Here is a 19,934-nt window from a genome sequence, read left to right as displayed (position 1 = left end):
ACGGGCGCCGCAACGGCGGCGCCGGGTGAATTAAAAACCTACTTCCATTCGAATATCTTCCATGACGGGATCAGCATATCCGGCTGATCCGAACGGATGAAATTGGCATCCGTCCCGTCGGCGCGCACCAGAAAGTACGGCGGCGCGCCCTTTGGCGTGACTTTGATCGCATAGAGGAAACCGTTCTGGCGGTACTCCTCAATGGTCTTGTCGCCCTCCGTGCGAATGGTGACCTCGGGGTCGCCGCCCGGCGCATCATCCGCCGCGATCGCGGCCAGTGGTGAGACAGCGATCAACCCGACCAGCAGCAAGCGATTTAACGTACGCATGATAACCTTGTCCCTTTGTCGTCAACGGTCCCGCTATTCTAGCCCCGGACCCGCCGAAAAGGTTGATCCTGCTCATGAGCCAAGCCCCCCTCGTCCTGGTGGACGGTTCGTCTTACCTGTACCGCGCCTTTCATGCACTGCCACCACTGACCACTTCCAAAGGCCTGCCGACCGGTGCGGTCAAAGGCGTGCTGAACATGCTCAAGAGTCTGCGCAAGCAGTACCCGGACAGCCCCTTCGCCGTAGTGTTCGACGCCAAGGGCGGGACATTTCGCGATGAGATGTACGCCGAATACAAGGCCAACCGGCCAAGCATGCCCGATGACATGCGCGTGCAGATCGAGCCGCTGCACCAGAGCGTGATCGCCCTCGGCTTCCCGCTCCTGTGCGTCGACGGCGTCGAGGCCGACGATGTGATCGGCACCCTCGCCCGCAGCAGCGCGGCCGCCGATCGCCCGGTGATCATCTCCACCGGTGACAAGGATATGGCGCAACTGGTCGATGGCCACATTACCTTGGTCAACACCATGTCCGGTAGCTCGATGGATGTGGAGGGCGTTAAGGAGAAATTTGGCGTCGCACCGGAGCAGATCATCGATTATCTGGCGCTGATGGGCGATTCGTCCGACAACATCCCGGGCGTGCCGGGCATCGGCCCGAAGACGGCGTCCGGCCTGCTGGTCGGCGTCAACGGCGGCCTGACCGAGCTGTACGCCAACCTCGATATCGTGCCGACCCTGCCGATCCGTGGCGCAAAAAACTTGCCGGCCAAGCTCGAAGAGCACCGGGAGATGGCTTTCCTGTCCTATCAACTGGCGACCATCAAGGTCGACGTGCCACTGGATATCGGCCTCGATGATCTGCAGATGGGCCAGGAGGATCCGGCCAAACTCTACGAGCTGTACACCCTGCTGGAATTCAAGAGCTGGCTCAATGATCTGGATCGCGATGCCAAACGCCTGGAACTGAGCGCGGCGGCCGAACCTGCGCCCGCACATGATCTGTTCAGCGCCCCGCAAGCCGAGGCACCTGCTGCCCCTGCCGAAGCCGCCTACGAAACCATCCTCGATCAGGCTCGCTTCGACGTCTGGCTGGAAAAACTGCGCAACGCCAGGCTGATCGCCTTCGACACTGAGACCACCGGCATCGACGCGCAGCGAGCGCAACTGGTCGGCCTGTCGTTCGCCGTACAGGCCAACGAAGCTGCGTACATCCCGCTGACCCACTCCTACATCGGCGTGCCGGAGCAGCTGGATCGCGACACCGTGCTGCGCGCACTCAAGCCGATTCTGGAAGACCCGAACAAACTCAAGGTCGGCCAGCACGCCAAGTTCGACATGAACATTCTGGCCAACTGCGCCATTGGCGGCGATCAGAGTGAAGGCATCAGCGTGCGCGGCATCGCCTTCGACACGATGCTCGAGTCCTACGTGCTCAACTCCACCGCGACCCGCCACGACATGGACAGCCTCGCGCAAAAGTATCTCGACCACACCACGGTGAGCTTCCAGGACATCGCCGGCAAAGGTGCCAAGCAACTGACCTTCGACCAGATCGCCCTGGAACAGGCCGGGCCGTACGCCGCTGAAGACGCCGACATCACCCTGCGCCTGCATCAGACCCTGTTCGACAAGCTCAGCGCGATTCCGAGTCTGGCCAGCGTGCTGACCGACATCGAAATCCCGCTGGTACCGGTGCTGGCGCGCATCGAACGCCAGGGCGCGTTCGTCGATGCCGAGTTGCTGGGCATTCAGAGCATTGAGCTTGGCAACAAAATGGTCGCGCTGGAGCGTGAAGCCTTCGAAATCGCCGGGGAAGAATTCAACCTCGGCTCGCCGAAGCAGCTGGGCGTGATTCTTTATGAAAAGCTCGGCCTGCCGGTGCTGAAGAAAACCGCCAAAGGCCAGCCGTCCACCGCTGAAGAAGTGTTGGCGAAACTCGCCGAAGACGATCACCGCTTGCCGAAGGTGCTGATGGAGCACCGCTCGATGAGCAAGCTGAAAAGCACCTACACCGATCGCCTGCCGGAGCAGATCAACCCGCGCACCGGTCGCATCCACACCTCGTATCACCAGGCTGTGGCTTCGACCGGGCGCCTGTCCTCCAGTGACCCGAACCTGCAGAACATTCCGGTGCGCACCGCCGAAGGCCGACGCATTCGTCAGGCGTTCGTCGCACCCAAAGGCTACAAACTGCTGGCGGCGGACTATTCGCAGATCGAACTGCGGATCATGGCGCACCTGTCCCGTGACGAAGGCCTGATGAACGCCTTCCGCAACAATCTCGACGTGCACACTGCAACCGCTGCCGAAGTATTCAAGGTCGAGCTTGATCAAGTGACCTCGGACCAGCGCCGCAGCGCCAAGGCGATCAACTTCGGTCTGATCTACGGCATGGGCGCGCAGAAGCTCGGCAAGGACATCGGCGTCGACACCAAGACCGCCAAGGCCTACATCGATACTTACTTCGCTCGTTATCCAGGCGTTCGCGAATACATGGAGCGCACTCGCGCGCAGGCGGCGGATCAGGGTTACGTCGAAACTTTCTTCGGTCGTCGCCTGTACTTGCCGGAGATCAACTCGAACAAGCCGCAGGAACGCGCCGCTGCAGAACGCACAGCGATCAACGCGCCGATGCAGGGCACGGCAGCGGACATCATCAAGAAAGCCATGGTGGCTGTGGATAACTGGCTGACCGCGTCGGGTCTGGACGCGCGGGTCATCCTGCAAGTGCACGACGAACTGGTGCTGGAGGTTCGCGAGGATCTGGTCGAGCAGGTCAGCGCCGAGATTCGTACGCACATGAGCGAAGCGGCGAAACTGGATGTGCCGCTGCTGGTGGAAGTTGGCGTGGGCAACAACTGGGATGAGGCGCACTGAATATTGGCAGAGTTGCCGCGACGCGCCGTCGCGGCAAGCCCCGGGAACCGGCTTAGACCGATAAATGCTTGAGGCTATTCCAAAGCTTTTTGAAAAAAATCTGAACTAATCTGTTGATCGAACACTCAGAGGTACTGAATGGCTGGTGAAGCCCTTCGATGCTCCTATGTTGTGTTAAGTGTTGGCAGATATCTGAACCCCGCCCTAGCGGTTCGGAACTTGAACCCCGGAATTTCTCCCTCCCCAATGAAATCCGGGGCTTTTTTTGCCCAAAAATCGGCTGAAGCGCGGCCATGCTGCGTTAAAAGCATCGCTAAAAAAGCTCATTCAGGTCCCCTAAACTCCGCTTTTTAGCGTTACTCTCGCCTTGCCTGACAGCACCACAGTCAGTTTTGAAATTGTCTTACTCGGCTGCCGCCTCGGCGCCTTTGTCTGCCAGTTCCATCCAGTTGGCCAATACAGTGTAGGCCTCTTCCAGGCCCATGCGTTTTGGGGCGGAGAACAACTGGATGGTGATCGAGTCGCCCCAGCCTTTGCGGATTTCCGACTGTACTTTCAACAAGGTGTTCTTGGCTGCGCCGTAGGTGAGCTTGTCGGCCTTGGTCAGCAGGATGTGCATCGGCATGCCGGCGGCGACGGCCCAGTCGAGCATCAGCAGGTCGAAGTCGGTCATCGGATGGCGGATGTCCATCATCAGAATCAGACCTTTCAAACTCTCCCGACCACCGAGGTAAGCCTCGAGGTGGCGCTGCCAGTGTTGCTTGAGCGGGATCGGTACTTTTGCATAACCGTACCCCGGCAGGTCGACCAGACGGCGATCTTCGTCTAGCTTGAAGAAGTTCAACAGCTGTGTGCGACCCGGAGTTTTCGAGGTGCGCGCCAGGCTGGCGTGGGTCAGGGTGTTCAGCGCGCTGGATTTGCCAGCGTTGGAACGACCGGCAAACGCCACTTCGAAGCCTTCGTCGTCTGGGCATTGATCGACTTTGGCGGCACTGAGCATGAACGTGGACTGTTGGCACAGGCCGAGGATGGGATTCTTGAGTTGCATGGGATTTCCGATGTGGGCGGCGCCGGGATTGGGCGCGGAACGCGGTGTCGCTTCCGTTTCAGTGACGCCAGTATATAATGCCGCAGATTTTGTGTGTGCTTTGTCCCAGCGAAGGATGAAGTTCACGAGAGCGACAGACTTTGATTGCGCATTAGAACGCAGAACGCTCTCAACCCTGAAAAGGTCGTTTTATGACGAAATGGCTGCTGGCTGCCGGAGTCTTGATGCCGCTTTACAGCGCACAGGCTACACAGGATCCGGAAGCTGTGTACAACCGTGTTTGTGGTGCCTGTCATTCCGGCCAACTACCCATGGCGCCCGCAAGAGGCGATCAGGAAGCTTGGACGCCGAGGTTGGCGAAAGGTATGGGGACGCTGGTGCAACACGTGACCCAGGGTTTCAAGGCGATGCCGCCGCGTGGTTTGTGCATGGACTGCAGTGCCGAGGATTACCAGGCCATCATCCTTTGGATGAGCGAGAGTAAGCCCGGTCCATAACTTAACCCTTAGCCGTAGTTGGATTAGCTGATGAACAAATTGATCGTGAGTCTGCTGTTGACCGTGGGAATTTCAGGTGTCGCCCATGCTGCCGGCGATGCCGCAGCAGGCCAGGCCAAAGCTGCCGTGTGCGGAGCCTGCCATGGCCCGGACGGCAACAGCATGGCGCCAAACTTTCCGAAACTGGCAGGTCAAGGGGAACGCTACCTCGACAAGCAATTGCACGACATCAAGTCGGGCAAGCGCGTGGTGCTGGAAATGACCGGGCTGCTGACCAACCTGAATGACCAGGATCTGGCCGACATCGCTGCGTACTTCGCCAGCCAGAAAGGCAGCGTCGGCGCCGCCGATCCGAAGATCGTCGCTCGCGGTGAAGCGCTGTTCCGTGGCGGCAATCTGGAAAAAGGTCTGCCAGCCTGCACCGGCTGCCACTCGCCGAACGGCTCCGGCAATGCCGCCGCAGGCTTCCCCCATCTGGGTGGCCAGCACGCGCAATACATCGCCAAGCAACTGACCGATTTCCGCAAGGAAGACGGCGGTCGCGCCAACGACGGCGACGCAATGACCATGCGCACCATCGCACGCAAGCTGAGCGACGAAGACATCGCTGCGGTTTCCAGCTACATCCAGGGCCTGCACTGAGGCCCTGAATCGAGGGCTGAACGAGGCGCGCAACGCCCGCCACGTTAACGCTCGATTAATCCTTCGCAGCAAGTATAAAAAGGGTGGCTTTGGCCGCCCTTTTTTGTGGCCGCTGCCGTTACACTACAGCACTCATGCCCGCCAGGATCTGTGTCGAAACAGGTCGAGCGAGGCGACCCAAATTGTTCAGGAGTAAAGCATGCGTAATCTGATCATCAGCGCCGCCCTCGTCGCTGCCAGCCTGTTCGGCGTCACTGCCCAGGCCGCTGAAGCCCCTGCCGCCCCTTACGTCGAACTGGCCAACCCGGTGCCGGTGGCAAAGCCTGGCAAAATCGAAGTGGTCGAGCTGTTCTGGTACGGCTGCCCGCATTGCTACGCTTTTGAGCCAGTGATCAATCCATGGGTTGAAAAACTGCCGTCCGACGTCAACTTCGTGCGCATTCCCGCCATGTTCGGCGGCCCATGGGATGCTCACGGCCAGATGTTCCTGACTCTGGAAGCCATGGGTGTCGAGCATCAGGTGCACAACGCCGTGTTCAACGCGATCCAGAAAGAACACAAGAAGCTCACCGACAAGAACGACATGGCTGACTTCCTCGCCACTCAAGGCGTGGACAAGGACAAGTTCCTCGCCACTTTCGACTCGTTCGCTATCAAAGGCCAGATCGTCAAGGCCCGTGAGCTGGCGAAGAAGTACGAAATCACTGGCGTGCCAACCATGATCGTCAATGGTAAATACCGCTTCGACATCGGCTCTGCCGGTGGTGCCGAGCAAGCATTGAAGCTGGCTGACGATCTGGTCGCCAAAGAGCGAGCGGCGAACAAGGCTGCTGCCAACTAAGCGCGGCATTCGCCATGCGCCGCTGGAAGTCCGAACGCATCGTTGGTCTGCATGATCCGCAGGTCAACGAACATCACCTGGCGTCTACGGGCCTGCCCGCAGACCAGCGTCTGCGCTTGCTCAGCTTTAACATTCAGGTCGGCATCAGCACCGAGCGCTATCGGCATTACCTGACCCGCAGCTGGCAGCATCTGCTGCCGCACACCGGGCGTTCCGGCAATCTGCAAAAGATCGGTGACCTGCTCGGCGACTTCGATCTGGTCGCCCTGCAGGAAGCCGATGGCGGCAGCCTGCGCTCAGGCTACGTCAATCAGGTCGAACATCTGGCCCACCTCGGCGCCTTTCCCTACTGGTATCAACAACTCAATCGCAACCTCGGTCGACTGGCCCAGCACAGCAATGGCGTGCTCAGTCGCCTGAAGCCGTGGGCGATCGAGGATCACCCGCTGCCCGGCCCGAAAGGTCGCGGCGCGATCCTGCTGCGCTTCGGCGAAGGTCCGGAGGCACTGGTGGTGGTGATGATGCACCTGGCCCTCGGCGCGCGGACGCGCAGCCTGCAACTGGCCTACATTCGTGATTTGATCAGCGGGTACAAGCATCAGGTGCTGATGGGCGACATGAATACCCATGCCAGCGACCTGCTCGAACACTCGCCGTTACGCGATCTCGGCCTGCTGGCCCCGCAGGTGGAAGCGACCTTCCCCAGCTGGCGCCCACAGCGTTGCCTTGATCATATTCTGCTCAGCCCGACCCTGACCTTGGAAAAGGTCGAGGTGCTGGCCCAGCCCATTTCCGATCACCTGCCGGTCGCGGTGGAAATTCGTCTGCCGGGTTCGCTCACGGCCGACGCATTGCCCGCGTTGAGCCCTGCCCCTCGCGGAACCTGTGAATGAGCGACGACGCCCAGCGCTGGAAAGAGAAGTACCTCAAGAGCATCGAACAGCAGGACAAGCTCGAACGCCGCTGGGCCGCGCGACTCGACCTGCTGCGGCGCGGTCTGGTGCGCAGCACGCTGGCGGCCGAGGGCACCGACAAGGTCGTCGATCAGTGCATGAAAGAAATGCGCGAAGTGGTGCGCACCGATGACATGGACGCCGGCCTCGCCGCCCTGCTGCCGCGTCTGGAAAAAGCCGTGCTCGACTCCGAGCAGCGTCGTGAAACGCGCATTGATCAGGTCAGCACCGCGCTCACCGCGCTGGTCACCCAGTTGCAGGCCCTGCCATTGCCGCGCGAAGTCGCGCAACCGCTGAAGAAATTTGCCAAACAACTGGACAGCCGCGTCGGTCAGGCGCGGGAAATGCCACTGCTGCTGAGCGAACTCAGTGGCTTGCAGGGCAAGGCCTTGAGTCAGTTGGAAACGCCTGCCGAGCCGGGTCGGCCGGGGTTGTTGCAGCGTTTGTTTGGTAGTCGCGACAGTGAAGAAGCCGTTGCACCGGCGGCCGACATACCAGCAACACCAGTGCCGCAGCCGGTCGAAGCCCGACAATCTGAACCGGAGCCTGTGCAATCGGCTCCGGTGGCCGACGCTGAGCCAGCGATCGCAGCGCCCGAGACCGTCATCGAGGCGTCCGCCCAGACGCCGCCTGATGAGCCGCAAGTCGTTGCGTTCGCTGCGCCTGTGGTCGCCGTTGAAGCCGAGCCAGTGCAGGTTGAACCAGCCCCTGACACCGAGATGACCGTCGCTGCGCCAGCAACCGAGGCGTTCAACCCCGATGAACTGATCCACCCCGGCGATCCGTCGCCGCTGATCCTCGATAGCCTGCCCCTGCCCGAACCGATTGCTCAGGCCTTGGCCGCCATCGACCCGGAGCAGTCGGAACACGACATCCTCTTCGCCCTGCCGGATTCTCCGGAGCCGTCCTACAGCTCCGTAGCCAGACATATCGAAGACACGCTGATCGGCCTGCTCGACGACCTGACCCTGCCCGAGCGCCACCGGCCGCAAGCCGAAGCCATGCGCGAGCGGCTCAAACACGGGCTGAACTGGTACGAACTGCTGCCGATCCTCGACGATCTCGCAACCTTGATGCTGGCGATTACCGACAGCGGTCAGCACGAATTCGAAGCCTATCTGCAACAACTCAACGAACGCCTCGAAGCGTTTCAGAGCAACCTGCAAGCGGCCAGCGAAGGGCATGCCGACAACAGCTCGGCGGCGCGGGCCATGGACACGCAGATTCGCGAGCAGGTCGACGGCTTGCAGAGCAGCGTCCAGCAAGCGGCGGACCTCGATGACCTCAAGCATGTGCTGGAGAATCACCTGGAAGGCCTGCTGGGAACGATGGACCAGCACCAGAAACAGCGCGACGCCCGCGAACAGGAAGTCGCTGCCAGATTGAAGAGCCTGTCGGAGCGAGTGGCGCATATGGAGCAGGAAGCCATGGGCTTCCGTGAACACCTTGAAGAGCAGCGGCAGAAAGCCCTGATCGATCCGTTGACCGGCCTGCCCAACCGCGCGGCGTGGAGCGAACGCCTTGAGCATGAAATCCAGCAATGGCAGCAGCACGGCAACACCCTCAGCGTGGCCATGCTCGACCTCGATCACTTCAAGCGGATCAACGACAGCTATGGCCATCTGGCCGGCGACAAAGTGCTGAAGATCATCGCTACGGTATTGCGCAAACGCCTGCGCGGCTCGGATTTCATCGCCCGTTTCGGCGGTGAGGAGTTCGTGCTATTGCTGCCGGCGACGCCACCAGCGGTGGGCGCGAAACTGCTGGAAACCCTGCGCGCGGCGATCGAAGCCTGCCCGTTTCATTTCAAGGGCGAGCGAGTGACTATCACCATTTCCATGGGACTCGCGTCATTTCGGGTCGGAGAACACAGCGATCTGGTGCTGAAAAGAGCCGATCAGGCGCTGTACCGAGCAAAAAACGCCGGGCGCAACCGAGTCGAGCTCGGCTAAGGCAATTGTTCCATTTTGTTTAAATCCGCCCGCTGGCGGACTCTGAGCAAATCCGTACGTTACACTGTTGCATTATCGTTTTCAGCGTATCGTCCTTTGCCATGAAATTCCTCGCCCTTGTTGCCTCGCTGTTCGTCCTCGCCGGTTGCGCCAGCGGCCCGCGCTACGACACCAGCCACCCTTCGGCCAATTACGACAGCCGCATCCAGTTCGTTGTGGTGCATTACACCTCGGCGTCGCTTGAGCGTTCGCTGCAATTGCTGACCCATGGCGACGTCAGTAGCCATTACCTGATCGGCGATGACAAGAACGCCACCGTGTACAAGCTGATGGACGAAAACCAGCGCGCCTGGCACGCCGGCGAAAGTCAGTGGCAGGGCCGTACCTGGCTGAACTCCAGTTCCATCGGCATCGAAATCGTCAATCCCGGCTACAAGGACACCTCGACAGGGCGCCTGTGGTATCCGTACAGCGAAGCGCAGATCGAATCGTTGATCACCCTGCTCAAGGACATCAGCAAACGCAACGGCATCAGCCCGCGGCACATCATCGGTCACAGCGACATCGCGCCGTTGCGCAAGCTTGATCCGGGGCCACTGTTCCCCTGGAAACGTCTCGCCGCCGAAGGCCTTGGCCTGTGGCCGAACGAGCAAGCGGTGGCGCGTCAGCAGGCTATTTTTAACAGCAACCCGTTGCCGGAGATCGGCTGGTTCCAGGCGCAACTCGCGCGTCTGGGTTACGACACACCGCAGACCGGCGAGCTGGACGTCGCCACGCGGCATGTCCTCGCCGCGTTCCAGATGCATTACCGCCCTGCCCGCTTCGACGGCACCCCGGATGCACAAACCGCGGCACTTCTTTTGGTCCTCAATCAGACAAAATAATGACGCCCGCCCGACGGTCAGGGCGAAATCGCAATCAGCAGCTATAACTCATGGTAATTCTTCGGAAAATCCCTGATGGCTGCGACCCGAGAGACGCTGCGTAGCTGGTTTTATCGCCCTGTTTTTTTGGCGATGATCGCGGCTGTCCTCAGCGCCAGCCTGCTGATCGCCGGCGGTATGTTCGCGGCGATGCGCCAGCTGGAAATGCGCGAGAGCCAGGAAATGAACGCCCAAGGCGAGCGTTTCCTCGCGCGCCTCGAACAATTGTTCGGCCAGTTGCGCGAAAGTCTCGACGACCTTGAAGCCCAGCCCTTGCGCGGCTGCGACGAAGAAATGATCGCGACTTTGCAGCAAGTCACCTTCAACTACCGCTTCGTCTACGAAGCCGCATATATGGACGCTTCGCGGTTCTGTTCCAACCGTCCGCGCCAGGAAGGTCTGTCGTTGGTGCGCGCGCCGGACATTCAGGGCCCGACCTACAGCTATTGGCTGAACACCACCACCGAACCCGATGAAAACCGCGCGGCGCTGATGCTCGGTCGCGGCAACTTTCGTGTCGCTACCTCGCGCGGGCATTTGACCGACATGGTCGATCTGTCGCCCGGCAGCAGCCTGCTGGTGGTACTCGATCACGGCACTCGCGCGATTCCGGTGCTCGGCGCCGCACAGACCTGGCCACCGACCGAACCCTGGCCACCGAAGAGCCCTAATGCGCTGCAAGTCACGCAAACGCGGCTGATCTATCGCATGCCCACCGACAACCCGGAATATCAATTGGTGCTGATTACGCCGCGCACGGGCATGCACGTCCCGGCGGTGTGGTGGTGGCTGTTGCCGGTGTGCCTGATCGCCGGCGCCGTCGTCGGCTTTCTGACCTTGCTATTGGTGCGTCAGCGCCAGTCGCTGGATGCCGAGCTGCACGGGGCGATCCGCCGGGGTGAGTTGCAGGTGCTGTATCAGCCGATCTTCGATCTCGACAGCCGCAACTGCGTCGGCGCCGAAGCGCTGCTGCGCTGGCGGCGCCCGGACGGCACGCTGACCAGCCCCGACCTGTTCATTCCCATGGCGGAGAACACCGGGCAGATCCGGCAGATGACCGACTTCGTCTTGCAGCGTCTGCTCGAACAACTGGGCCAGTTACTGCGCGCCAACCCGCAGCTGTATATCTCGGTGAACCTCGCAGCCTGCGATGTCATGGTGCCGCGCATCGGCCAGGTCATGGCGCGGCTGCTCGCGCTGCACCGTGTCGCCGCGCGGCAGATAGCCTTCGAAGTCACCGAGCGCGGCCTGATTGATGTGGTGGTGGCGCGGGAAAACCTGCAAGCCTTGCGCGACGTCGGCCATCAGGTGCTGATCGATGATTTCGGCACCGGCTATTGCAGCCTCGCCTATCTGCAGACCTTGCCGGTGGACTGTTTGAAAATCGACAAGGCGTTTATCGATGCGCTGGGCCATGACGCGGCGAGCAGCGGCGTCGCTCCGCACATCATTCACATGGCGCAGGCGCTGGATCTGAAAGTGATTGCCGAAGGCATTGAGCTGGAATCCCAAGCCGCACTGCTCAGCAGTGAGGGAGTCAAGTTCGGTCAGGGCTGGCTGTTCGCCCACGCACTGAGCGCCGTGCAGTTCATCGAACTGATCACCCGTGGACGACGCCTGGCCGGACGGCGTATGGACGATGAAGCCTAAACCGCCAGCGCCATGTAGAACTGGGTGCCTTGCCCCGGCCGCGAATAAACGCCCATGCGCCCGCCGTGCAACTGGACGATTTCCTTGCACAGTGCCAGGCCGAGCCCGGCGCCACCCTTCTTGCGCCCGACCTGCACAAACGGCTCGAAAATCCGCCCCTGCTGGCCGTAGGCGATGCCTTCACCATTGTCTTCGACGCTGATGATGACCCGCTCGCCATGGCGGCGTGCCTGCAAACGGATCTGCCCGTCGCGGGCGGTGTGCCGCAGGGCGTTGTCGATCAAGTTGTCGAGGACGCGATCAAGTTGCGCCTGATCAGCCTGCAACCTCGGCAGCGGCCCTTGAATCTCGACGTTCAGCGCAACACCTTTGGCCGCAGCCACGTCGGCAAAGCGCAGCTGCGCCTGCTCCAGCAGGTCCTCAATGGAACATGGCGCCAGAGTGAGTTTCTGTAGGCCGTTCTGGTAGCGCGAGAAATTCAGCAAGTCGTTGATCAACTGCATCAGGCGCTGCATTTCTTCGTTGACCGTATCCAGCAGGTCGGCTTCGCGCGATTCCGCCGGGAACTTGGCCCGCTCGCGAAACAGCCCGAATGCCATGTGCATGCCGGTGACCGGCGTGCGCAGTTCATGGGAAGCGCGCAAAACAAACTCACTGCGCACGCGCTCGAACGCGCGTTGCTCGGTGACGTCGTGCAGCACCATCACTGCACCGAGAATATGCCCCTGGGTATGACTGACCGGCGTCAGGCTGTAGGTCAGCAGGCGCGATTCGCCATCGACTTCGATGCTCAGATCTTCCGGCGCGCGCTCCAGCGTGCCGCCGCGCAGGACCAGTTGCAGTTGCGCATCCAGCTCCGGGCGCCCGAGTGCGGTGCCCAAGCCTTGGCCGAGCCGGTCGTCTTCCCAGCCCAACTGGCGCTGAGCCACAGGATTCAGGTGTTCGAGCTGGCCCTGGCGGTCGATCATCAACAAACCGTCGTCGATACTGTCGAGCACCGCTTGCAAACGCTGCTGACCGGCCAACAGTTCGTCGACATTCATCGCCTGGTGTTCGCGCAACGCCTCGGCCATCAGGCCGAAGCGTCGCGACAGCAGGTTGACTTCCATGGCCGTGGAAATCGGCAGGGTCACGTCATAGTTGCCCTGGCCGATGTTGTCGGCAGCCTTGGCCAGCGCTTCGATCGGTGCGCCGAAACGTCGGGCGATGCCCTGGGCGGTGACGAAACCGATGATCAGCACCGCCAGCCCGACCAGGCCAAGCAGCCCGGCAATCAGCAAGGCCCGTTCGCGGGCAGCGTGCTGGACGGCATTGATGGTTTCCAGTGCGTGTTTGTGCTCAGCAATCAGGCCATTACGCAGAATGTTGAAGCGCTCGCGGAAATCCGCGCTGGTACTCGCGTTCTTCGCCGCTTCGGCGGTCACGTCGAATGAGGCGAGGAAGTTCAGGTAGTCGGCCTTGGCCTGGCGGAAACCGTAAGGCTGGTCATCGCCCTCCGGCTGCTGGGCGATGCCTTGGTCGAGCAACTCGAAGTAGTGCTGTTTGGACGCTTCGAACGCAACGGGATCGGGTTTTTCGGCGAGCATGATGATCAATTGATCACCGAGGGTCTGGCGCAGCTTGAGGCCCAGATCCAGGGTGACGAAGTTGCTGCGCACCAGCGCTTCCTGTGACCCGGCCATCTGCATCACGCTGACCAGCCCGAGCAAGAGCCCGAGCAAGGCCACGGTGATCAACGCAGAAATGCTCAGGAACAGGCGCGTGCGCAGCTTGATCGCCAGTTTCATCGCGCAGTGCTCACAGGTTGTACTGCTTGCGTTTGCGATACAGGGTCGAGGCGTCGATGCCGAGGGTTTTCGCCGCTTGGTCCAGGGTACCGGCGGTGGCCAGCACCGCGCCGATGTGCGCTTTCTCCAGCTCGTCCAGGCTCAGCGCCGCGCCGACCCGTGGCGCGTTGTTGGCCGGTTGTTCGGCCATGCCCAGGTGGCTGATTTCCACGCGTTCCTGCGGGCAGATGATGCTGGCCCGCTCGACCACGTTGCGCAGTTCGCGAATATTGCCCGGCCAGCGATAACCGAGCAGCGCTTCGCGCGCCTCATCGCTGAAGCCGCGCGCTGGGCGTGCGTACTCTTTGACGAAGCGTGCGAGGAAGCGATCGGCGAGGGTCAGGATGTCTTCGGCGCGCTCGCGCAATGGCGGCAGATGCAGGGTGATGACGTTGAGACGATAGAGCAGGTCTTCGCGGAAACGTCCGTCGCGGACCATGTCTTCGAGGTTGAGGTTGGTGGCGGCGAGGATGCGCACATCGGCGCGGCGAGTGACCGGGTCGCCGACCCGCTCGTACTCCTTGTCCTGAATGAAGCGCAGCAACTTGGGTTGCAAAGTCAGAGGAAAGTCGCCGATCTCGTCGAGAAACAGCGTGCCGCCATCAGCCTGATTAACACGCCCCAAGGTGCTTTCACTGGCACCGGTAAACGCGCCACGACTATGGCCGAACAGCTCGCTTTCCATCAACTCGGCAGTCAGCGACGGGCAGTTGATGGTGACGCAGGATTTCTTCTCGCGCTTGCTCCAGCCGTGGATCGCACGGGCCAGTTCACCTTTACCCGTACCGGACTCGCCAAGGATAAGAATGTTGGCGTCGGTGCTTGCGACCTGCCGTGCGGTTTCCAGCACGACTTTCATCGCCGGGCTGTGGGAATCCAGACCGTCTTTCGGTTTGCGGATCTCGCCTTCCAGCGCTTCGAGCCGCGCGGAGAGCTGGCGCACTTCCAGCTGCTTGGCAGTGGCCAGGCGCAGTTGATCAGGGCTGCACGGCTTGACCAGATAATCGGCGGCGCCAGCCTGAATGGCATCAACCGCGGTGTCGACCGCCGAGTGGGCGGTGACGATCACTACGCGCATCCACGGCGCCTGAATGCGCATCTGCGCGAGGACGTCGAGACCGTTGTCCTCGCCCAGGCGCAAATCAAGGAAGCACAGATCGAAGACCTGACGTTGCAGCAAAGCATCGGCCTGGGCTGCGCTATTGGCGGTGGCTACCGTATAGCCTTCGTCTTCGAGGCAATAACGAAACGTACGCAGGATGGCGGATTCATCGTCCACCAGCAGAATGCGGCCTTGTTGCTCAGTGGCAGATTCCATTTTTCCTACGCTCCATAGTGATTAGTCTTGGGTTAGTCCCGGAAAAATCGGGCAAGTTGCATGGTTGATTCTGAACGATACCAGCCATAGGAGGGTAGCTCTCTACTGCCATAACGGCCAATTCATTGATTTCGTTGAGTTTTAAAACATTCTGCGTTTTGCAGGGCAGATCCTGCGTCCTCTTCTGACATCTGCGTACCGGTAGCAATTCCATATCATCGAAATTTCCCACGAAATAATCGTGCATTGCGCACGACCGCAGAAGAGCCATCGTGCAGGATGCGTCTTAGGAAATTTATCAACCACGTATAACTCATTGTTTTTATTGGTTTTTTCACAGATGAAAAAACTGGCATGCAGGCTGCAATACCTCACTCAGCCCGGGCAGAACCGCACTGCCCCAACCGAACAAGCGTGAGGAACACAGGATGACTCGCCCAATCGCCGCCCAAGTACGTATTTCGCCACTGCAGATCCAGCAAGGTCTGTTCGGTGTACTGGCGTTGCTGATCACCCTGATCGTCTGCCAGCAGTACATGAGCTGGGAAAACAGCCGCAAACCCGAGCCACTGATTTCGATGCAGCACAGCACTCAAACGCACTTCAGTGCCGTGAGCAGCAGCCAGGTTGAAAACGCTTCGATGCACATGATCGATGTCGACCAGGCGCAACCGCTGGATCAATTGCCACGGGAAGAGCGCTGGGTTTTCTAAGCCTTTGAACACATTCAGGCGCGTAGCGCCGGAAACCGGAAACACCCCTAAATAGAGAAGTAAGGAGAATCACCATGTTGAGCTGGGCAATTACATTCTTGATCATTGCCATCATCGCCGCCGTTCTGGGCTTCGGTGGTATCGCGGGCACCGCCACGGGTATCGCCAAGATTCTCTTTGTCGTGTTCCTGGTGATGTTCATCGCTTCCTTCTTCTTTGGCCGTCGCGGCCGAGGTTAACGATGATCGGTCTCAAGACATTGGCCGCCGCCCTGCTTCTGGGCGGCAGTGCCATGGCCATGGCGGCCAATGACGGCCAGACCCGGGTCAACGAACTGCTCGCCTCCGACGCGCAGTATCGTGAAACCTGGGAAGGCGTGATCAAAAAGGAAGAGCGCGTACCGGAATGGGTGATCAACCTGTCCGGCACCTCCGAACAACAGATGCATGCCGTTACGGAAGATGGCGATCAGTATCTGGTCGGTCCGCTATGCGAGAGTCAGGACAAGTGTCTGAATCACCGTTTGATCGTGGCCTTCAGCTTCGACAAGGATGACGCCTACGCCATGCTGGTCGATGTGCCGGAAGGTCTGCCGCAGGACAAGTCGCCGACGCGACACGCGACTTATCGCTTCTTCGGCAAACCTGATCAGGGCATGCAGGATCTGCTGATGGAAACCCTGAAGAAAGATCCGAAGTGGTACTGACGCAGGACGCGCAACGGTTTCGAACACGAAAGCAGCGCCCCGCTGCTTTCCATTGCACCGCCCGATGAGGGTCGGTGCATGACCAGGGGGCCGGGACGTTCTGACTGATACAGGGTCGGAGTGACCTACGGGTACAGGGAGTACCTGCGCAAGGGCCGGGTCAGGGTGAAAGCTGCGCCGCAGGTTCGTCGACCCGGTGGTCTGACGAATCTGCGCTGGGCTTTGAATCAGCTAAAACATTGATCCAGCACGGCAAATTCCTTTTTTCAATCGACGACACTGCGAGGAAAACATTTCGCGGTGTTTCCTGGCGACCGTATATCGACAAAGATCGCGCTCGTTCCGTGTGACTTCTAGTCTTGCGATTCAGACTTTTTCCGGAAATTTCCGCCGGTTTTGCCTGTGCAAAATTTAACCAGCCTACGCTGTAACGGCCGGTTCACGGCACTTATGCTGGCACAAATGTCACAATCGAACCGCTTGGGACGCCAGTTTCAAATGAAAAAGCTCATGCCGATTAGGCATAGGGTAGGCGTTTACGGCATTAGACGGCGCCACCTTGCATCGGAATAGTTGCGCCTTTTTTCGCCTGCCGAAGAGCCGTAAACACGCGCTTCGGGGCACCTTATACGGAGGCAGATGCACAGACTTTTCCGCTGATGAGCGTTCCAGTTCCTGCATGTGCCTGAGTCAAACGCAAGTAAGGGTAAAGATAATGAAGAAGGCAAAAATCAGCCTCGCCTGGCAGATCCTCATCGGTCTGATTCTGGGGATTGCAATTGGTGCGTTGCTCAACCACTTCAGTGCCGAAAAGGCCTGGTGGATCAGCAACGTCCTGCAACCGGCAGGCGATATCTTTATCCGTCTGATCAAGATGATCGTGATCCCGATCGTCATTTCCTCGCTGATCGTCGGCATCGCTGGCGTCGGCGACGCCAAGAAACTCGGGCGTATCGGCCTGAAGACAATCATCTATTTCGAGATCGTCACCACCATCGCCATCGTTGTCGGTCTGGTGCTGGCCAACGTGTTCCATCCGGGCACCGGCATCGACATGAGCACCCTGGGCACGGTCGACATTTCGAAGTACCAGGCGACCGCCGCCGAAGTGCAGCATGAACATGCATTCATCGAAACCATCCTCAACCTGATCCCGTCGAACATCTTCGCGGCCATGGCTCGCGGCGAAATGCTGCCGATCATCTTCTTCTCCGTACTGTTCGGGCTCGGCCTGTCGAGCCTGCAGTCGGACCTGCGCGAGCCGCTGGTGAAGATGTTCCAGGGCGTTTCGGAAAGCATGTTCAAGGTCACCCACATGATCATGAACTACGCCCCGATCGGCGTGTTCGCACTGATCGCGGTGACCGTGGCCAACTTCGGCTTCGCCTCGCTGCTGCCGCTGGCGAAACTGGTGATCCTGGTTTACGTCGCCATCGCCTTCTTCGCCTTCGTCGTGCTGGGCCTGATCGCCAAGCTGTTCGGCTTCTCGGTGCTCAAGCTGATGCGCATCTTCAAGGATGAGCTGGTACTGGCCTACTCCACAGCCTCCTCGGAAACCGTGCTGCCACGGGTGATCGAGAAGATGGAAGCCTACGGCGCGCCGAAAGCCATCTGCAGCTTTGTGGTACCGACCGGTTACTCGTTCAACCTCGACGGCTCGACCCTGTACCAGTCGATTGCGGCGATCTTCATTGCCCAGCTGTATGGCATCGACCTGTCGATCAGCCAGCAACTGCTGCTGGTGTTGACGCTGATGGTCACCTCCAAAGGTATCGCCGGCGTACCGGGCGTGTCTTTCGTGGTGCTGCTGGCCACTTTGGGCAGCGTTGGCATCCCGCTGGAAGGTCTGGCGTTCATCGCCGGTGTCGACCGCATCATGGACATGGCGCGTACCGCACTGAACGTGATCGGTAACGCCCTGGCGGTGCTGGTTATCGCGCGCTGGGAAGGCATGTACGACGACGCCAAGGGCGAGCGCTACTGGAACTCCCTGCCGCACTGGCGCAGCAAGGAAAAACTGCCGGCTGGCGAAATTTCCAAGAACTGATGCAAAACCCTGTGGGAGCGAGCCTGCTCGCGAAGACGGTGTATCAATCTACAGAGATGTTGAATGTGCCGGCCTCTTCGCGAGCAGGCTCGCTCCCACAGTGATTGATGCAAGCCCCACCAACAAACCCCGGAGCAATCCGGGGTTTGTCGTTTCTGGCGACCCCGCTATCATTCGCCGCATTCTTCGGGGGATTTGACTGATGCTTAATGGCCTGTGGCTTGGCTTCTTCATCGTTGCAGCCGTGTCGGCGCTGGCGCAGTGGCTGATCGGCGGCAACGCTGGGATCTTCGCGGCGATGGTGGAAAGCATTTTCGCCATGGCCAAGCTGTCGGTCGAAGTCATGGTGCTGCTATTCGGCACCCTCACCCTGTGGCTGGGCTTTCTGCGCATCGCCGAGAAAGCCGGAATCGTCGAGTGGCTGGCCAAGGTCCTCGGCCCGCTGTTTCTGCGGCTGATGCCGGAAGTCCCGGCCGGTCACCCTGCCCTCGGCCTGATCACGCTGAACTTTGCCGCCAACGGTCTGGGCCTGGACAACGCCGCCACACCCATCGGCCTGAAAGCCATGAAAGCGCTGCAGGAGCTCAATCCCAGCGCCACCATCGCCAGCAACGCGCAGATCCTGTTTCTGGTGCTCAACGCCTCGTCGCTGACCCTGCTGCCCGTGACCATCTTCATGTACCGCGCCCAGCAAGGCGCGCCGGATCCGACGCTGGTGTTCCTGCCGATTCTGCTGGCGACCAGTTGCTCGACCATTGTCGGTTTTCTCTCCGTAGCTTTCATGCAACGCCTGCGCGTCTGGGACCCGGTGGTCCTCGCCTATCTGCTGCCCGGCGCGCTGATTCTTGGCGGCTTCATGGCCCTGCTTGGTACGCTTTCTGCGACAGCACTTGCGGGATTGTCGTCGATCCTCGGCAATCTCACGCTGTTCGGCTTGATCATGCTGTTTCTGCTGATCGGCGCGCTGCGCAAGGTCAAGGTGTACGAGGCGTTCGTCGAAGGCGCGAAAGAAGGCTTCGATGTGGCGAAGAATCTCTTGCCGTATCTGGTCGCGATGCTCTGTGCGGTTGGCGTGTTGCGCGCTTCTGGTGCGCTGGATTTCGGCCTGGACGGCATTCGGCATCTGATCGAGTGGGCCGGCTGGGACACGCGCTTCGTCGATGCGCTGCCGACGGCGATGGTCAAACCGTTCTCCGGCAGCGCCGCACGGGCGATGCTCATCGAGACCATGCAGACTTCCGGCGTCGACAGCTTCCCGGCGCTGGTCGCGGCGACGGTGCAGGGCAGTACCGAAACCACGTTCTATGTGCTGGCGGTGTACTTCGGCGCGGTGGGCATTCAGCGCGCACGGCACGCGGTGGGGTGTGCGTTGCTGGCGGAGTTTGCCGGAGTGGTGGGCGCTATCGGGGTCTGCTACTGGTTCTTCGGCTGAGCAAAATCCCCATGTGGGAGCGAGCCTGCTCGCGAAGTCGGAGTGTCAGTCAACGCTTAAGTGACTGATACACCGCTTTCGCGAGCAGGCTCGCTCCCACAGGAGCTGTGGTGTGTCAGCGGGGTTGCGGGGCGAGTTTCTGGCCTTGCTCCACGGCCCAGGCCACAACCTTGGCCGT

Annotated in this window: 17 protein-coding genes; 13 read left to right on the top strand and 4 right to left on the bottom strand. The window is 60.4% G+C overall.

Annotated features, from left to right (window positions below; translation table 11 throughout):
• Positions 1–38 precede the first annotated feature (38 nt).
• Positions 39–329, bottom strand: coding sequence for a DUF2782 domain-containing protein (locus tag V8J63_RS02835; protein ID WP_071173956.1), 291 nt, complete (start codon positions 327–329; stop codon positions 39–41).
• A gap of 74 nt (positions 330–403) precedes the next feature.
• Here V8J63_RS02835 and polA point away from each other — a divergent pair, with 74 nt between their 5' ends.
• A complete protein-coding gene (polA, locus tag V8J63_RS02830) occupies positions 404–3,208 on the top strand; it encodes a DNA polymerase I (RefSeq protein ID WP_336463539.1) in 2,805 nt (934 codons plus the stop codon).
• Between the two features lie 403 nt (positions 3,209–3,611).
• On the opposite strand, the gene yihA is transcribed toward polA, so the two are convergent.
• Complete coding sequence (gene yihA / locus V8J63_RS02825) at positions 3,612–4,256, bottom strand: ribosome biogenesis GTP-binding protein YihA/YsxC (protein ID WP_110644670.1); 645 nt, start codon at positions 4,254–4,256, stop codon at positions 3,612–3,614.
• A gap of 191 nt (positions 4,257–4,447) precedes the next feature.
• Between yihA and V8J63_RS02820 the strand changes: the two genes are divergently transcribed.
• The 7 genes from V8J63_RS02820 to V8J63_RS02790 all read left to right on the top strand — a co-directional run bounded on the left by V8J63_RS02820 (position 4,448) and on the right by V8J63_RS02790 (position 11,714).
• Positions 4,448–4,753, top strand: a complete 306-nt coding sequence (locus tag V8J63_RS02820) for a c-type cytochrome (protein ID WP_016772347.1) — start codon at positions 4,448–4,450, stop codon at positions 4,751–4,753.
• Positions 4,754–4,783: 30 nt separating this feature from the next.
• Positions 4,784–5,395, top strand: a complete 612-nt coding sequence (locus tag V8J63_RS02815) for a c-type cytochrome (RefSeq protein ID WP_016772348.1) — start codon at positions 4,784–4,786, stop codon at positions 5,393–5,395.
• Between the two features lie 199 nt (positions 5,396–5,594).
• Positions 5,595–6,236: a thiol:disulfide interchange protein DsbA/DsbL gene (locus V8J63_RS02810; protein ID WP_016772349.1), complete on the top strand. Its 642-nt coding sequence runs from the start codon at positions 5,595–5,597 to the stop codon at positions 6,234–6,236.
• A gap of 14 nt (positions 6,237–6,250) precedes the next feature.
• Positions 6,251–7,129, top strand: coding sequence for an endonuclease/exonuclease/phosphatase family protein (locus tag V8J63_RS02805; RefSeq protein WP_024014985.1), 879 nt, complete (start codon positions 6,251–6,253; stop codon positions 7,127–7,129).
• Positions 7,126–9,141, top strand: a complete 2,016-nt coding sequence (locus tag V8J63_RS02800) for a diguanylate cyclase (protein ID WP_336463538.1) — start codon at positions 7,126–7,128, stop codon at positions 9,139–9,141. Before V8J63_RS02805 ends, V8J63_RS02800 begins: the two co-directional genes overlap by 4 nt.
• Before the next feature lie 101 nt (positions 9,142–9,242).
• A complete protein-coding gene (locus V8J63_RS02795; RefSeq protein WP_130888806.1) occupies positions 9,243–10,025 on the top strand; it encodes an N-acetylmuramoyl-L-alanine amidase in 783 nt (260 codons plus the stop codon).
• A gap of 75 nt (positions 10,026–10,100) precedes the next feature.
• The gene (locus V8J63_RS02790) at positions 10,101–11,714 is read left to right on the top strand and encodes an EAL domain-containing protein (protein ID WP_336463537.1); all 1,614 of its coding nucleotides are present in this window, start codon (positions 10,101–10,103) and stop codon (positions 11,712–11,714) included.
• Here V8J63_RS02790 and V8J63_RS02785 read toward each other — a convergent pair.
• Positions 11,711–13,501 carry an ATP-binding protein gene (locus V8J63_RS02785; protein WP_071173949.1) on the bottom strand — a complete coding sequence of 597 codons (1,791 nt, stop codon included), beginning with the start codon at positions 13,499–13,501 and terminating at the stop codon, positions 11,711–11,713. The two genes, V8J63_RS02790 and V8J63_RS02785, sit on opposite strands and share 4 nt — an antisense overlap.
• Positions 13,502–13,511: 10 nt before the next feature.
• Entirely contained in the window at positions 13,512–14,858 is a 1,347-nt protein-coding gene (algB, locus tag V8J63_RS02780; RefSeq protein WP_024014980.1) for a sigma-54-dependent response regulator transcription factor AlgB, read from the bottom strand.
• 428 nt (positions 14,859–15,286) lie between these two features.
• Between algB and V8J63_RS02775 the strand changes: the two genes are divergently transcribed.
• The 5 genes from V8J63_RS02775 to V8J63_RS02755 all read left to right on the top strand — a co-directional run bounded on the left by V8J63_RS02775 (position 15,287) and on the right by V8J63_RS02755 (position 19,756).
• The gene (locus tag V8J63_RS02775) at positions 15,287–15,571 is read left to right on the top strand and encodes a hypothetical protein (RefSeq protein ID WP_016772355.1); all 285 of its coding nucleotides are present in this window, start codon (positions 15,287–15,289) and stop codon (positions 15,569–15,571) included.
• Positions 15,572–15,645: 74 nt separating this feature from the next.
• Entirely contained in the window at positions 15,646–15,810 is a 165-nt protein-coding gene (locus V8J63_RS02770; protein ID WP_003177151.1) for a DUF1328 domain-containing protein, read from the top strand.
• A 2-nt stretch (positions 15,811–15,812) separates the two neighbouring features.
• Positions 15,813–16,277 carry an inhibitor of vertebrate lysozyme family protein gene (locus tag V8J63_RS02765; RefSeq protein ID WP_016772356.1) on the top strand — a complete coding sequence of 155 codons (465 nt, stop codon included), beginning with the start codon at positions 15,813–15,815 and terminating at the stop codon, positions 16,275–16,277.
• A 715-nt stretch (positions 16,278–16,992) separates the two neighbouring features.
• Complete coding sequence (gltP, locus tag V8J63_RS02760; RefSeq protein ID WP_024014978.1) at positions 16,993–18,324, top strand: glutamate/aspartate:proton symporter GltP; 1,332 nt, start codon at positions 16,993–16,995, stop codon at positions 18,322–18,324.
• A gap of 202 nt (positions 18,325–18,526) precedes the next feature.
• On the top strand, positions 18,527–19,756 hold the full coding sequence (locus V8J63_RS02755; RefSeq protein WP_336463536.1) for a nucleoside recognition domain-containing protein: 1,230 nt from the start codon (positions 18,527–18,529) through the stop codon (positions 19,754–19,756).
• Positions 19,757–19,934: the final 178 nt, after the last annotated feature.

The sequence above is a fragment of the Pseudomonas sp. CCNWLW23 genome (genome assembly GCF_037095675.1).
Lineage (GTDB): Bacteria > Pseudomonadota > Gammaproteobacteria > Pseudomonadales > Pseudomonadaceae > Aquipseudomonas > Aquipseudomonas atacamensis.
This window is presented reverse-complemented; position numbering and strand designations above follow the sequence as displayed.

What these genes read in the sequence shown, in the direction of transcription:
- V8J63_RS02835 (WP_071173956.1), bottom strand. Translation starts at nt 329, where the DNA reads ATGCGTACGTTAAATCGCTTGCTGCTGGTCGGGTTGATCGCTGTCTCA.
- polA (WP_336463539.1), top strand. Translation starts at nt 404, where the DNA reads ATGAGCCAAGCCCCCCTCGTCCTGGTGGACGGTTCGTCTTACCTGTAC.
- yihA (WP_110644670.1), bottom strand. Translation starts at nt 4,256, where the DNA reads ATGCAACTCAAGAATCCCATCCTCGGCCTGTGCCAACAGTCCACGTTC.
- V8J63_RS02820 (WP_016772347.1), top strand. Translation starts at nt 4,448, where the DNA reads ATGACGAAATGGCTGCTGGCTGCCGGAGTCTTGATGCCGCTTTACAGC.
- V8J63_RS02815 (WP_016772348.1), top strand. Translation starts at nt 4,784, where the DNA reads ATGAACAAATTGATCGTGAGTCTGCTGTTGACCGTGGGAATTTCAGGT.
- V8J63_RS02810 (WP_016772349.1), top strand. Translation starts at nt 5,595, where the DNA reads ATGCGTAATCTGATCATCAGCGCCGCCCTCGTCGCTGCCAGCCTGTTC.
- V8J63_RS02805 (WP_024014985.1), top strand. Translation starts at nt 6,251, where the DNA reads ATGCGCCGCTGGAAGTCCGAACGCATCGTTGGTCTGCATGATCCGCAG.
- V8J63_RS02800 (WP_336463538.1), top strand. Translation starts at nt 7,126, where the DNA reads ATGAGCGACGACGCCCAGCGCTGGAAAGAGAAGTACCTCAAGAGCATC.
- V8J63_RS02795 (WP_130888806.1), top strand. Translation starts at nt 9,243, where the DNA reads ATGAAATTCCTCGCCCTTGTTGCCTCGCTGTTCGTCCTCGCCGGTTGC.
- V8J63_RS02790 (WP_336463537.1), top strand. Translation starts at nt 10,101, where the DNA reads ATGGCTGCGACCCGAGAGACGCTGCGTAGCTGGTTTTATCGCCCTGTT.
- V8J63_RS02785 (WP_071173949.1), bottom strand. Translation starts at nt 13,501, where the DNA reads ATGAAACTGGCGATCAAGCTGCGCACGCGCCTGTTCCTGAGCATTTCT.
- algB (WP_024014980.1), bottom strand. Translation starts at nt 14,858, where the DNA reads ATGGAATCTGCCACTGAGCAACAAGGCCGCATTCTGCTGGTGGACGAT.
- V8J63_RS02775 (WP_016772355.1), top strand. Translation starts at nt 15,287, where the DNA reads ATGACTCGCCCAATCGCCGCCCAAGTACGTATTTCGCCACTGCAGATC.
- V8J63_RS02770 (WP_003177151.1), top strand. Translation starts at nt 15,646, where the DNA reads ATGTTGAGCTGGGCAATTACATTCTTGATCATTGCCATCATCGCCGCC.
- V8J63_RS02765 (WP_016772356.1), top strand. Translation starts at nt 15,813, where the DNA reads ATGATCGGTCTCAAGACATTGGCCGCCGCCCTGCTTCTGGGCGGCAGT.
- gltP (WP_024014978.1), top strand. Translation starts at nt 16,993, where the DNA reads ATGAAGAAGGCAAAAATCAGCCTCGCCTGGCAGATCCTCATCGGTCTG.
- V8J63_RS02755 (WP_336463536.1), top strand. Translation starts at nt 18,527, where the DNA reads ATGCTTAATGGCCTGTGGCTTGGCTTCTTCATCGTTGCAGCCGTGTCG.